The sequence below is a fragment of the Mycoplasmopsis lipofaciens ATCC 35015 genome (assembly GCF_000686585.1).
Lineage (GTDB): Bacteria > Bacillota_I > Bacilli_A > Mycoplasmatales > Metamycoplasmataceae > Mycoplasmopsis > Mycoplasmopsis lipofaciens.
On record NZ_JMKY01000005.1, the window covers coordinates 109,533 to 124,510 of the forward strand.

Consider the following 14,978-nt stretch of genomic DNA (forward strand, 5'->3'; position numbering starts at 1 on the left):
ATAATAATAATTAACAACAATAAAATAAAAAAGCAAGTAAAAAAAGAGAAATTTTTTATTTTTTATATGAAAAAAAATTCCATAAATAAAAAAACTATACATTCAAATGTATAGTAGTCGTTTTTACGATATGGCAGGGGTTAAAGGAATCGAACCCTTATAAACAGTTTTGGAGACTGCAGTAATACCATTATACTAAACCCCCATAAAAAAGATTATTTGCCAAATTTAAAGTGACAAACATCTCCGTCTTGCATTATATAATTTTTACCTTCACTACGAATTTTACCATTATTTTTAGCACCTAATTCGCCTTCATATTTTATATAATCATCATAACTAATAACATCAGCTTTTATGAATTTTTTTTCAAAATCTGTATGAATAATGCCAGCGCATTGAGGAGCAAACATCCCATTATGAAAAACTCAAGCCTTAACTTCTATTTCGCCTGCTGTAAAATAAGTTTTAAGATTTAATAAATCGAAAGCTTCTCTTGTCAATAAATCTAAACCACTATATTTGATGTTATATGAATCTAATCATTCTTTCATATCATTTTCATTTAATTGGCTTATTTCACTTTCTAGTTGTACGCAAATAGGAATAATTTTTGTTTCATTGCCAATTGATTCTTTTAATTTTATAAATAAATCATCATTTTCATAATTAGCAATTTGTTCACTAGACATATTAGCAACATAAATCATAGGTTTCGATGTCAATAAATGATAACCTTTTAGAAGTTTTTTTTCTTCCTCACTTAAATTTTTTAAATTTCTTGCTGGTTGATTAGATTCAAGTAATGTTTTTATTTTTAAAGCTAAATTCTCTTCTAAAATAGCTATTTTATCACCTGATTTAGCTTTTTTATGAATTCTTGAAATAACATTATTAATTGTTTCTAAATCAGCAAGCATTAATTCCATATTAATAACGTCTTTATCATTAATTGGATTTATTTCATTAGCCACATGCATAATATCTTTATTTTTAAAACAACGAACAACATGAATAATAGCATCAACTTCTCTAATATTGCCTAAAAATTTATTCCCTAATCCTTCGCCTCTACTGGCACCTTGCACTAATCCCGCAATATCAACAAAATCAAACGTTGCAGGCACAATTTTATTTGGATTTACTAATTTAGCTAATTCATATAATCTAGGATCTTTTAATGGAACACTACTAATATTTGGTTCAATAGTTGTAAAAGCATAATTACTTGCTTCAACTTGATATTTGGTAAGCGCACTAAATAAAGTACTCTTGCCAACATTAGGTAATCCGACTATCCCAGCTTTTAAAGACATATATCCCCCTTTTTTTAATATCCAAGTACTATTTGTATATAAATAATACAATAAATATTAAAAAACTAAACGTATTCGAGTTATATAAACAATAAAAAAAGACAAATAATAATTTGTCTAATTAATTAAATATCTTCGTTGTGTTTAATAGCTTTCACTAAATTACTAAATAAACTAACTACTGTTAAAGGGCCAACACCACCTGGTACAGGAGCTAATGCACTTATATACCCTTCAAGTCCTTCAATATCAACATCACCTACAAGTATTGATTTATCGTTGTGTTCAACAAAATTAGCTCCAATGTCAATAACAATCGCGTTTTCTTTAATATTTTCTTTTTTGAGCATTTGTGCTTCACCTGTTGCAACAATAACTATATCAGCATTTTCAACACCTTTAATTCCTGAATTTTTATTGAATGTAGATACATTTGCTTTTTCTTTTTTAATTAAAAACGCTGTAGGTTTACCTACCAAATGAGAGCGACCAATAACTGCAACTTTTTTATCTTCTAATTCAATTTTGTACTCTTTCATTAGATCTAAAACAGCTATTGCTGTGGCAGGAACGAATGATAATTCTTTTTCAATACTATTATAAAAATTAAATTCATTTCTTGTTGAAAGACCATCGACATCTTTTTCATGTCTAACGGCATCTAAAATAACTTGTGTCGATAAATGCTCTGGCAAAGGAAGTTGGACAATAATTCCATCTGCTTCTTCATTTATATCATCAAGTTTTTTTAATAATTCTCTTTGTCTGGCAGTTTCTTTGAAACGATAATGTTTCACTTCAACTCCCAACTCTTCAGCTTTTCTCATTTTAAATTTAATATATTGGTTAGATGCTTTATTGTCTCCAACTTGAATAATAGCTAATATAGGTTTTCTTTTTAATTCATCGCGAATATAATCAAACTCTTTCTTTAATTCAAGAGTCTTTTTATCAGCAATAGTTTTTCCATCTAAAATTTTCATTATAATTCCTCCTTATATTTAGCTAATTCTTCTTTAAATTTTGCTAATTTATCTCGTTCTTCTTTGACTTTATAATCAGGTGCCTTTTGTACAAAATTAGGATTATTTAGCATATTTTGTGCCCTTAAAATTTCACTATTTAACTTTTCAATTTTTTCTTTCACTTGTAATTTATAATCTTGTTTTGTACTTTCATCCTCTAAAATATAAACATTCAAATCACCTTCTACAAAAAGCAAATCTTTATTAGCTTTTATTTGTGAAAATGCAAGTTTTTCAATTGAAGATATGACAAAATCATTTAATTCTATATTAGTATCATAATAAATAATAGTTTTTTTACTAATTTTTCTATTTTCCCTATATTTACGTAAAATATTAGTAATATTAATAATATTATCTATATCTTTATTTTGAATATTATTTTTTAATTTTAATTTAGGAAATTCATTTTCTAAAAGTTCTTCATTAAATAAATTACTGAATAAATAATCAGTTAAAAAAGGAAGAAAAGGATGAGCTATTAACAATAATGTTTTTAAATTGTTTAATGCTTGTTTTTTACTTGGCATTATTTTTAATAATTCAATATATCATGATGAAAAATCATTATATATAAATTTAGATAATTCACTACCAACAACAGTTAATTCATAATTTTTCATTGACTTATCAATTTTTTTCTTCAAATTAACAAGTTTATTATTAATTCAAATATCTGCTGGATTAATACTATTGTTATCATTTGGTAAACTTTGAATATATCTTGTAATATTTCAAATCTTATTGCACAATGCTCAAGCTGATTTAATTTTTTCTTCAGAATATCTAATGTCTAATCCAGGTGAAAAATTGGTAATCATAAATCAACGTAAGGCATCTGAACCATTCGCCTCTATTACTTCGATTGGATCAACTCCATTATTGGAACTTTTTGACATTTTTTTACCATTTGCATCTCTTAATAATCCATGGCATAAAACTTCATTAAATGGTTTTTTATTCATAAATTCTAAACCAAAAAAGTACATTCGTGCTACTCAGAAAAAAATAATATCATAGCCTGTAACTAACAATGAAGTTGGAAAATATCTTTTCAATAATTTATCATTTTTATTTGGCCATCCCAAAAATGAAAATGGTGTCAAACCACTGCTAAATCAAGTATCTAGAACATCAGGATCTTGTTCCCAACCCTCACCAGGACACGATTCTTGCACCTTAACCTCATTATCCTTATATCATGCAGGAATTCTATGACCCCATCATAATTGTCTACTAATAGTTCAATCATGTACATTTAACATTCATGTTTTCAATGTCTTACTGAAACGATTAGGATAAAATTTAACACTATCATTGGATTTTAAATGCTGAAGAATATCATCTGCTAATTTATCCATTTTTACGAATCATTGTGGCATAACCAAAATTTCTACAGGAACTTTAGAACGCTCAGAATAACCCACATTCGATACAACATTTTCTACTTTTAATAACAAATTATTTTTTTGTAAAAAATTAGCAATTTGTTCTCTTGCTTCGAAGCGAGTTAGTTTATGAAATTCACTATTAGGGCAATTGATAAGCCCATCTTTATCAATTGTCTCAATTATTTCTAGATTGTGTTTTTTTATAATTTCTATATCAACTTCAGCATGAGCTGAAAGTTTCATTAAACCACTACCGAATTTTATATCAGCATATTCATCAGCAATTAATGGAATTATTTTATTTGTTAATGGATGTCTAACTTTTAGATTAAACAATTTATTGTATCTTTTATCATTTGGATTATAAATTATTGCAACATCGCTTAACATAGTTTCCGTTCTAACAGTTGCAATAGTCAAGAATTCATCACTATCTACAATTGGATATTTAATATAATACATCTTTTGTTCAGTTGGTTTATTAATTACTTCTACATTACTTAAAGCTGTTTTAATCATGGGATCTCAATTTATTGCTCTTGTACCACGATAAATGAGTCCTTTTTTATATAACTCAACAAAAGCCTTAACTACTGCTTTATTACTTTTTTTATCCAACGTAAAACGTTCATTTTGATAATCTAATGCTAAACCCAAATAATCTCATTGTTTTCTAAATAATTTTGCGTATTCTTCTTTTCATTCCCAAATACGTGAAATAAATTGTTCTCTTCCTAAATCATGTCTTGTTAAGCCTTCTTTTTCAAAAAGAGTACTTTCAACTTTACTTTGTGTTGCAATTCCTGCATGATCCATTCCCGCAATATAAAAAGTATCATATCCACTTAATTTCTTATATCTAATAATTGTATCTTGAATATAAGTATCAAGCGCATGACCAATATGAAGTTTACCTGTAACATTTGGTGGAGGTAATAAAACTGTGAAGGGTTTTTTACTATCATCATGTTTACTAAAAATTTTTTTATCTTTTCATTTTTTAGCAATTTTCTTTTCAAATTGCTGAGGATTATAAATTTTTTCTAATTCCATTTTTACTCCTATATATCTAAATTTCCCATATAAATGTGCAATACTTACATATATTTATTTATTAATTATAATATTTATTATTACTATTAAGTTAAAAATAGTATAAAATATTACATTTTTTAAATGAAAATAAATTAAAAAAAGTTGCAATTTAATATTTTTGCAACTTTAATATAAGTCATCAATAGAAGGTAAATCTAAATTGATATTATTATTTTCTTTAAAATATTCATTATATTTTTTTAATAAATTTTTGGAAGTTTTTGGAAGTTTATTTTTACCAATTTTAAAATCTGCAATAATTGCAACACTTTTATCAAAAGGATTAACCAAATCATCAATTTGTTTTTCCAAAGTTTTTTCTTGATTGCTAATATCAATTAAACTAGATAAATTATTTTTATTTACACTTTTATTTTTAATGTAATTTGATGTCGCAAAAATAAAATGATTATTCTCAACATCAAATAGCTCTGAAAAAAACAAATCTTGAGTTTCTTGAGAATTAGAAAAACTACTTTTATTCATATAATTCTGCACTAAGGAATTTATTGGTTTCTTTAATATCGCAGAAGTTAATCCATATTCTAATAGACCATTTTTATTACATGCATACATATATTTAAAATTATTTTTTACAATTAATTCTAAATCAGAACTAACAAAAAATAATGTAATATTTTTAGAATCACAAATGTCATAAGCTATTTTTAAAAATTCATTTTTAATTTTTTTGTTTTTTAATTCTAAATCATCAACAATAACTATTAATTTCGGTCTTCTAGAAATTAATGACATAAAATTAATTTTTAACTTGTTAATATGTGTAATATTGACAAAAGGTTTTATAAGACTATTTAACGATATTGAAACTTTGCCCAAAATGTCTATTAAATTGAATAATATATCAAAATCTTGGATTACTTTTTTAATATTTAAATTATTAGAAAATAATGCATTTTTTAAATAATCTAAATAATTAAACATAAAATTAAGTGATGAAAAGTGATCAGAATTCTTATGTAATGTATCAGCTAAATTTAATATTTTATTTTTGTTTTCTAACGTCTTATTACCTTTAAAATTTTTTCATAAAAATTTGAATGAAGAAATTTTTCTATTATTCTTATTTATATATTTAATTATTTCATTTATGCTTGAAAAAATTTTCTCTAACTTATTATTTTTAATGTTTTTGTAATATTTTTCTTTTAATCTATTTAACTTTCATTTTTGTTCACTTTCAGCATTAGATAATTTTATATTTAAAGAGTTAATAAAGCTATCGTATTCACTTAGTGTGCTATATGAATTTTTTTTATGTTTTAAAAATTCTATTTTTTCTTTATTTTGATTAATTAAATCTATTATTTGATCGTATTTTGCTCTCGAATGAGCTTTATAATTTTCTAATTTAAAATAAAATTCATTTTGAATAATTCTTTTTACTTTTTGTATTGAAAAATTTTTTTGAAGAATGTTTGACGATGATAAATTGTTATTAATAAATAATTTAATTTGAAAATCTAAATTAGTTTTAATTTCATCAATAAATTCAATATCTAAAAAAGACAAAAACTTTTTATTTCTCGTTAAAAATTTGACAACATAATTTTCTAAAAGCATTTGTTTAGCAATGTATTGGTATTGTAAAGAATTTTTTTCAACATAAGTCATTTTTTTAGCACTTATTTCAGAACTTTTATTATAAAAATGAATCAAGTAATCCAAGCTTTCTTTTGAATTGTAATTAATTTCTTTTAAAATTTGGTGTAAAACAATGTTTGATTGCTTTAAATCTCTAATCTTGAATTGATTCAAAATAGCATCGCGCGAATTATGCTTAATTTTTTTAAAAACATTTATTTCCTCTTTTAAATATTTTATTTTTTCTTCACACAAAAACTCTATATTATTTTTTGATTGTTGATAATATAAGCGCATTTTTGAAAAGAAAAAATCAAAAATATCAAATAACTTTTTTAGTGTATTTTCAAAAAATAAATTTTCGATTTCCTTGAATTTTTTTATATTGTTTTGTGCTAAATTTAAATCACTTGTACTTAAATTTTTAATTAAACTTTTAACATACTTATCATACTCGTTTTTTTGCTTTTTATATTCTTCCATAATTGAAAAAACATTACTATTTAAAATAGAAAATATTAACATTCTAATTGGAAAATTATATTTTTTTAAAGTGTTTTCCAATTCAATTAGCTTTTCTTCTGGACATTCATAATATTTTTTTAATTCACTAATTTTATCTATTAATGGAATTTTATAATCATTTTGTTCATCACTGGACATATTAAAAAAATCCATTTTATTAAATTTATTTCATTTATTGTAATAAATATCTCTAATAATACTTTTTTTATCATAACTAAAACTAGTTGAAATTGCATCTTCTGAAGATAAAATATTAAAAAAATTATTCTTAAAAAATGTATCTGAATTATCAACAACTCATATAGCTGCAGGAACATTCTCATAAATATCTATTTTGGGTATTACAACAAATTCTTCATTTTTTTTAATAAAACACTTTTGAAAGCTAAATATTTTTCTTTTATTCATAGTTATAAAGTATATATTTTTTTTAAATATATTATAATAAATGGTATGGGGGTGTAATGGCTTCGACAAGTATTGGAGTGCATTAATATCAGTGGTTTAGCAAACCTTAATGCTTCTAGGCTTTATAATCGCAAAAGATAAAAAAGCAAATGAAGTTGAAGTTCAACTTCAAGACTTAGTAATTGCAAACCAATTACAAGCACAATCAAACCTTGTTTTTGCTTAGTTTATAGCAAACAAGTGTTCTATTAAATTTACCTCACTTTAATAGAATGGTTTCTGAGGTTAGTATTTTTTATGAACATTAGTAAAAAATATGAATTTTTTAATGTAGTAATTTAAGTTTGTTTGATTATTTAAAACTTTAATTACTTATAAAAAATAATCTAAACTGTAAAAAGTATTAATGTGATTTAATATTTGGACACGGGTTCGACTCCCGTCATCTCCACCATTTGTTTTAAACACCAAAAAAGCTTTTTAAGCTTTTTTTATTAATTTCATTTTTGTTTTATTTTTTTGCTAAAATTTAAATTATGGACAAAAATAAAAAAAAGGATAATCAAAACGAAACTAAAAATATAACAACAATTCATGATTTAGAAAATATCAAAATTTATAATAAAGATGAAATTCATTCATTGGATACTGAAGAAAGAGATATTTTATTACAAAATGCTAAAAAAAATATTTGTTCTTCAAAAGAAGAAATCAAAAAAAATAAGAAAAAAATTTTTTTCTCATCTTTATTTATTTTTTTAATAATAGGTGCATTAGTTGGTTTTTTAGCAATACTAATATTAGCAATATTTCTTCATAAATAATTATTTTAATTCCAAATGAGGAATTATTTTTTTTACATATAAATATCCAGAAAATATACTAAATCCAAGTCCAATAATTAGGGGTATATTAATTATATGTATTAAAAATTCTGTATATAATACCGAATATTGTTTAATTTCAAATTCAATTGGATAATTAAACGAAATAGCAATAATTAAAATTGTAATGATACCGATAGTTTGGGTTAATGTTTTTAATTTACCTCATAGAGAAGCTTCAACTCCTATATTTTTTTTAGCCATAACCACTCTAGAGCCATCGACAATTAAATCTCTAATTATAAAAACAATTACTATCCAAAAAGGAATGAAAGAATAAAGAGTTAAAAATAGCATAGTTGAAGTAACGATAATTTTATCAGCTAGCGGATCTCATAATTTTCCAAATGAAGTTATTAAATTATTTTTTCTTGCTATCTTGCCATCAAAATAATCTGTAATCATTGCAATAACAAAAATTAATAAAATTAAAGATAATATTACAATATGCGAAATTTTATAGTTATAATCTATAAAATATTTATATGCTATAAACAATAACAATAATGGAAAAATTAATATTAATCTAAAAATCGTTAATTTATTTGGCAAATTCATTTTTTGCCTTTTCAAATTCATTTTTATAAAACTGATTAATATTTGAAACTATTTCATCGTATTCGGATTGAAATAATGCTTTATCGTATTGTTTATTCAATTTATCAAAATATTCTTTTATTTCTAAACATCTTCTATTTCATAAATTACTTCTTGTTTCTCTTAAAGCTATAAATTTACTTAAAAAATGCTGTGTTTCAACATTTTCCACAATGTATTCTTTAAATTTTAAGTCATCTTCCAGTTCTGATAAATAATTATGAGCAGCGTTTACAATTTCTTTCATTTTGTATTCTCCAATTGAAGGTTCAAAATTATCTAGTAGTTCTTGATTCTTATCTCATAATGCTAGGATTTGAAACGTTAAATAACGCATTTGTTCAAGTGAATTATTATGTCTTCTGATTTCATCTTTTTTCTTCTTATTCTTTATTTTTCTATCTTTGATTGCTGAAAAAATAAAGAATATACCAAATATTAAAACCAATGTACCTAATATTATTCATGTTGCTAATTGTCCCATATTTTACTCCTTTATAATTATTTTGATTATGTATTAGAATTTTTGTCTTTTTATTATATATTAAATTTGATATTAATAATAAAATTTGAATATATTATCTAAAAAATGAAATATAGAACAAAAAAATACTAAAATGTTTTTCAACTATAAAACTAATTTATAGCCAATTTTTTAAAATCAAATATACTAAAATATGTTAAAAAAATCATTTTTAAATATTTATGTTAATAATTTAATATAAAATTTAAATATAATTCTTTAGATATTGTTAAAACTCTTAAGGACTTAATATGAGAAAATATAAACCTATACAAAACGCTGAAACAATTGAAATTGTTCAAAATAATCAAGACTTTAATTTTAGTTCTTCAAATTCAAAATTATATAGAGATTCAAAAAACCAAATTTCTCCTAGAGTTTATAAAGTTGTTAGAGCTGAAAGATTTTTAAAAACTCTATTAAGTAGTATTTCATTTTTTATAATGCTAACATCTATAATTATGTTTACTTTAGTATACACAAAAATAGGTATTTTTGAAAAAGGATATAACGGTTATCTAGTGTTGTTTGCAATATTAGCATTTATTTCTTTTTCATTTGGATTAAAAAATTTAATTGAAAATATACAATGATCTCACACAATACAAAAATATCGTGATGCAGTTAGTTCGGGAGATTATACATCAAGTAGTACTTTTCACTTAGCTTATAAAAAAATTGTATTAAAAGATGTGAATTTAACATGATTGCTCATTTTTGTTCTTACATATCTAGGTTTATTAACATCTATAATCTATGGCTTGTATTTATCTGACACATGAAAATACGAATCAGAGTATTTAAAAATCAATTTTACATGAGCTAAATGGATGGATTCTAGTTTTGGCTCTACAACATGATTTTGTATCATTAGTGTAATAATTATGTCAGCACTAATTGTTTCATATGTTTTAATAAGATTATTTGATAAAAAAAGACTATCAGATATAAGTGATTTCTTAGGAGAAAAATCGGTAGAAATCCATGAGCAAATTGAAAAAGCAAGAAAAGATAGAAATAAATTATGACTAAGAATTTATCTTGTAATTGTAGCATTAACTATTTTTTTACCTTTAGCATTAATTTTGGTTGCTTTATATAGAGCGTTTTTAAAAAGAAAAAAGAAAGTTTAATAGAATGAAACAAAAAAATAAGAAAATAGTGTAAAAATATTTATTTTTACTATTTTTTTTACTATACAATATTGATATCATGATTAATATATTCTATTTTAATTAATAATGAAAGGGTTTAAAATGAAAAAAAATAAATTTTTGCTTGCTCCCGTTTTAGCAACAACATTATCAAGTATTGCTTTAATAGCAACATCTTGCAATACTAAACAAAATGAAAAAATTACAATAGATACAACTAAATTTCAAAACATTAAATTAACATTTGATAACTTTGTTATAAAACCATTTAAATATAGTATCTTAAATAATAACTTTAGAGATGTAATAAAAAATGAAATCAAAAAACTTATTAGCGAGGATAAAAAAAATAAAATCGAAATTACAAATATTGCTGAAGATTTTAAAAATATTCAAGAAAATGGTAATACATATACCATGGATTTTTGATTACAGGCTAAAAATGGATTTGAATTTAAAAAAGAATTAAACGCAATTGAAAATAAAAGAATAAAAATAACAACTCAAATTAATGTAAACAAAGAAGAGTTAGAAAAAATAAATGTCGAAGAAAATAATCCAAAAGATGCCTCATTTAACAACGTTTTTGAAAAATCATTTATACAAAAGAAAGTTGATGTAAATGGTGATTCATTTCCAATTTACTTTTTTAATGAGGCAAACAACAATAGATTAATTAATGAATTAACCACAGAATTAAAATTAATAAATGCTAGGATTGAAACTAATTTAGAAACTTTTATTGATATTCATAGAGTGGGAAATCATTTATATACAACAAATTTTTGAATAGTTGCAAACGAAAATCATTCATTCAATGACGGGAGTACTGTAAAACGCTTACCAATTATTTTTGAAGCAAGTAACGAAGTTGAAGAATGTATTCCTGACGATTTGCAAGCTCAAGATAAATTAGTAAATAGATTTTTATATAATTCTATTCTTGTCCCAGGTCAAAAATATAAAACTAAAATAGAAGGAACTAAAGCTACTTTATTAGATCCTATTGAAAGAAAAAAATTAAATGATGCTATTTACGAATTATTTGCTGACATGCCGGATATTAAAATCCATTCAGCAACTGATATTCAAAAAGATATTAAAGAATCTAGACATTTAGTTGATAATTTATTTGTTGCACAATATTGATTAATATTAGATGATAAAAAAACTAGAAGCAAATATGGTTTAAGAAGACTTCATAAATTACAAGTTTTAGTTTACTCTGAAAAATAATAAAATAGAGTTTATATTTGGGCAGCAATTGCTGCCTTTTTTTATAAAATAATTTTTAATCAATATAAAAGTGTGAAAAAATCCTACGTTTTTTAACATAAATTTTTTCACACTTTAAAATCTATTTATTTAATGAAATTAATTTTACAAAAGAATCAACAGTTAAACTAGCTCCTCCTACTAAAAAGCCATTAATACCTTCTTGTTGCGCTAATTCTTCAATATTATCAGGTTTAACACTTCCACCATACTGAACAATTGTTTCTTTAGTAGTTAATTCATGGATATATTGACACATATCACCAGCTATTTCAGGAGTTGCAACTTTACCTGTACCAATTGCTCAAATAGGTTCATAGGCAATTACTACTTTAGATAAATCTATATCTTTCAATGATCCTTCAATTTGCTCTTTAACAACTTCCTTAGACTTACCATTTTCATATTCCTCTAATGTTTCTCCAACACAAACAATTGGTACAATTCCATATTCTAATGCTTGTTTTACTTTTGCATTAACTACATCGTTTGTTTCTTTATGCCCTTGACGTCTTTCAGAATGTCCTAAAATAACAAAATTAACATTTAATTCATTAAGCATATTTGCAGAAATATCTCCTGTAAATGCACCATCATTAAATTGACTCATATCTTGAGCACATAATGCCAATTCACTTACTTTATTCATTGCCATATGAGCAGATAATGATGTAAAAGGAACTGCAACACCAAAAGTATTATTTGAAATAATTTGTTTTTTATCACTATTTTTCATTGCACTTTTATAAGCTTTATTAAAATCAACAAAAAATTCCATTGACTCATTGAATGTTTTATTCATTTTTCAGTTACCGATAATTAATAATTCTTTCATATTTTCTCCTTAAAATTAATAATATAATTTTAAACTATTTTAATAATTCTAAAAACTCTCTCTCATTAATTATTTTGATATTTAGTTTTTGAGCTTTATTCAATTTCGAACCCGCGTTTTCTCCTACTATTAAATAATTGACTTTAGAACTAATGCTAGTCGCAACTCTTCCACCATTTTTTTCAATTATTTCAACATAATGATCTCTTGAATATAATCCAATTTTTCCAGTAAGAACAAATGTTAAATTTGATAATTTCGTTGTTGTTTTTAGAGGTTGTTCATAATCTAATATTGAATCTAAAAATATCATTAAATTCTTGTTGTTATCATCACTAACATATTCAGTTAAACTTTCAATAATCTTAGGTCCAATATTCAAAGAATCATTTATTTTTGATAAATTTTTATCATCAATAATTTCTTGAAATGAAGAATAATGAACACTTAATAATTTAGCAACTCTTTCTCCTAAATGTTTAATTCCTAGTGCAAATAAAACTTTACTAAATTTAACTGATTTAGCTTTTTCAATACTATTTACAATATTTTCATATTTTTTTAAACCAAATTTTTCTAGTGAAATAATTTGATTCTTAAATTTTTCAATAGTAAAAATATCCTCAATTTTTTGAATTATTTTATTTTTAAAAAATATTTCAATTGTTCTCAAACCTAAACCGACAATATCCATTGCCTTTCTACTAGTAAAATGACTAATTGTATTGATTATTATTTCTTCACATTTCTTATTAACGCAAAATTGATCCACATTTCCAGGATACTCAATTAAATCATGAGAGCATGATGGACATTTTAATGGTTTAGAGAATACATCTTTTGAATTTTTACGAACTAATTCAACAACTTTGGGAATAATTTCTCCTGCTTTTACTATCTTAACATCATCACCAACATTTAGATTTATACTTTTTATAAAATTAAAATTATGCAAAGTTGCGGCAGTAACATTAGTTTGATTTAATTCTACCTTATCAGTTTTAGCAACATATGTTATTTTTCCCGTTCTACCAACTGTTGTTAATATTTTTTTAACAGTTGTAATTGCATTTTCAACATCATATTTAAATGCAATTGAATGTTTGGGAAATTTTGCAGTTCGACCTAAGTTAGATCAATAATGTAAATTATTTAATTTAATAACTAAACCATCTACATCAAAATCAAACTTATTTTTTTTCTCTGCAAAATCTGCTATTTCTTCTTCTAATTCTTCAATTTCTACAACTTTAAAAAAATTATTAGTTGGAATATTGAGTTTTTTCATAAAATTTATAGCTTCATTTTGAAGAAATATATTATGAGTTTCAGGCGAAACTAATTCATATAAAAAACAATCTAATTTTCTTTCTTTAACAATATCTTGATCAAGCTGCCTTAAGGTTCCACTTGCAGCATTTCTCGGATTAGAAAATAATGGTTTATTTTGGCTTTTTAATTCTTTATTTAATTCAATAAATCTACTCTTAGATAAAAATACTTCACCTCTTACTTCCAAATCATTAGAATAATCAATTATTTTAGGAATTGAAGCAATTTGATATACATTTTGAGTAACATCTTCTCCTTCCATGCCATTGCCTCTAGTTAAAGCTTGAATTAAAATACCATTTTTATAATGCAATGAAATAGAAAGTCCATCAATTTTAGGTTCTAAGCTAAAATTGATTTCTTCTAAAGGAACTATTTTTTTGATGTTTTCAATATATTTCAATATTTCTTCATAATTATATGCTTTGGATAAAGATAACATGGGATTTTTGTGTTCTATTTTTTTAAATTTATTATCTAATTCATTATTTACGTGCTTAGTAGGACTATTAGGAAAAATGAATTGAGGATATTGTTGTTCTAATTTTTCTAATTCTAATAATTTTTTATCATATTCTAAATCACTAACAGAAGGAGAGCTCTCAACATAATATTCTCTATTTCATTTATTAATTAAATTTACCAAATAATTAATTCTTTCTTTGATATTTTTGCTATTCATATTTCACCTCATACATTGTCTATAATTATAAACAAAAAAGACAAACAAACGTTTGTCTAATTTTAATTATTATTTAAACATAAATAAATATTTATGTTATCTGTAAATTGAAAATTAATTCACTAAAATTATATTAATTTTAAAAGGAGTATTGCAACACTAAAAAAATAAATATATAATTGAATAATTATAAAAACAGTTTAATACAAAATATTTCTAATTTAACAACTTTAAAAAATAACTTAAAAACTTAAATAATAAAAGAATTTATCAACATTTCCAACAAATGTCGGCAACTATTTCTAGTTGCATAACTAATGATATCAAAAAA

At 23.4% G+C, this 14,978-nt stretch carries 11 protein-coding genes, 1 tRNA gene and 1 other RNA gene; 4 read left to right on the forward strand and 9 right to left on the reverse strand.

The window, feature by feature from the left end; translation table 4 throughout:
• Positions 1 to 131 precede the first annotated feature (131 nt).
• The 5 genes from T388_RS0102060 to T388_RS03885 form a co-directional block, all read right to left on the reverse strand.
• A tRNA-Trp gene (locus T388_RS0102060) sits at positions 132 to 205 on the reverse strand.
• Positions 206 to 215: 10 nt separating this feature from the next.
• Positions 216 to 1,316, reverse strand: coding sequence for a redox-regulated ATPase YchF (gene ychF / locus T388_RS0102065; RefSeq protein WP_027120671.1), 1,101 nt, complete (start codon positions 1,314 to 1,316; stop codon positions 216 to 218).
• Between the two features lie 125 nt (positions 1,317 to 1,441).
• Positions 1,442 to 2,299: a bifunctional 5,10-methylenetetrahydrofolate dehydrogenase/5,10-methenyltetrahydrofolate cyclohydrolase gene (locus T388_RS0102070; protein WP_027120672.1), complete on the reverse strand. Its 858-nt coding sequence runs from the start codon at positions 2,297 to 2,299 to the stop codon at positions 1,442 to 1,444.
• Positions 2,299 to 4,785: a valine--tRNA ligase gene (locus T388_RS0102075; RefSeq protein ID WP_027120673.1), complete on the reverse strand. Its 2,487-nt coding sequence runs from the start codon at positions 4,783 to 4,785 to the stop codon at positions 2,299 to 2,301. Before T388_RS0102075 ends, T388_RS0102070 begins: the two co-directional genes overlap by 1 nt.
• A 168-nt stretch (positions 4,786 to 4,953) precedes the next feature.
• The gene (locus tag T388_RS03885; RefSeq protein WP_027120674.1) at positions 4,954 to 7,365 is read right to left on the reverse strand and encodes an MAG1360 family OppF-related protein; all 2,412 of its coding nucleotides are present in this window, start codon (positions 7,363 to 7,365) and stop codon (positions 4,954 to 4,956) included.
• Between the two features lie 47 nt (positions 7,366 to 7,412).
• On the opposite strand from T388_RS03885, the gene ssrA reads away from it, so the two are divergent.
• Positions 7,413 to 7,819: a transfer-messenger RNA gene (gene ssrA / locus T388_RS03850) on the forward strand.
• An 82-nt stretch (positions 7,820 to 7,901) separates the two neighbouring features.
• Positions 7,902 to 8,189 (forward strand): hypothetical protein, encoded by a 288-nt coding sequence (locus T388_RS0102090; protein ID WP_027120675.1) that lies wholly within the window; start codon positions 7,902 to 7,904, stop codon positions 8,187 to 8,189.
• On the opposite strand, the gene pgsA is transcribed toward T388_RS0102090, so the two are convergent.
• Both pgsA and T388_RS03710 read right to left on the reverse strand, forming a co-directional pair.
• Positions 8,190 to 8,807: a CDP-diacylglycerol--glycerol-3-phosphate 3-phosphatidyltransferase gene (gene pgsA / locus T388_RS0102095; RefSeq protein WP_027120676.1), complete on the reverse strand. Its 618-nt coding sequence runs from the start codon at positions 8,805 to 8,807 to the stop codon at positions 8,190 to 8,192.
• Positions 8,791 to 9,330, reverse strand: coding sequence for an MHJ_0274 family protein (locus tag T388_RS03710; RefSeq protein ID WP_051586196.1), 540 nt, complete (start codon positions 9,328 to 9,330; stop codon positions 8,791 to 8,793). Before T388_RS03710 ends, pgsA begins: the two co-directional genes overlap by 17 nt.
• Positions 9,331 to 9,620: 290 nt before the next feature.
• Between T388_RS03710 and T388_RS0102105 the strand changes: the two genes are divergently transcribed.
• Both T388_RS0102105 and T388_RS0102110 read left to right on the forward strand, forming a co-directional pair.
• Positions 9,621 to 10,502: an MSC_0882 family membrane protein gene (locus T388_RS0102105; RefSeq protein WP_027120677.1), complete on the forward strand. Its 882-nt coding sequence runs from the start codon at positions 9,621 to 9,623 to the stop codon at positions 10,500 to 10,502.
• Between the two features lie 123 nt (positions 10,503 to 10,625).
• Entirely contained in the window at positions 10,626 to 11,759 is a 1,134-nt protein-coding gene (locus T388_RS0102110; RefSeq protein ID WP_027120678.1) for a hypothetical protein, read from the forward strand.
• Between the two features lie 121 nt (positions 11,760 to 11,880).
• On the opposite strand, the gene tpiA is transcribed toward T388_RS0102110, so the two are convergent.
• Entirely contained in the window at positions 11,881 to 12,633 is a 753-nt protein-coding gene (tpiA, locus tag T388_RS0102115; RefSeq protein ID WP_027120679.1) for a triose-phosphate isomerase, read from the reverse strand.
• Positions 12,634 to 12,667: 34 nt separating this feature from the next.
• Positions 12,668 to 14,647, reverse strand: a complete 1,980-nt coding sequence (ligA, locus tag T388_RS0102120) for an NAD-dependent DNA ligase LigA (RefSeq protein WP_027120680.1) — start codon at positions 14,645 to 14,647, stop codon at positions 12,668 to 12,670.
• Between the last annotated feature and the right edge of the window lie 331 nt (positions 14,648 to 14,978).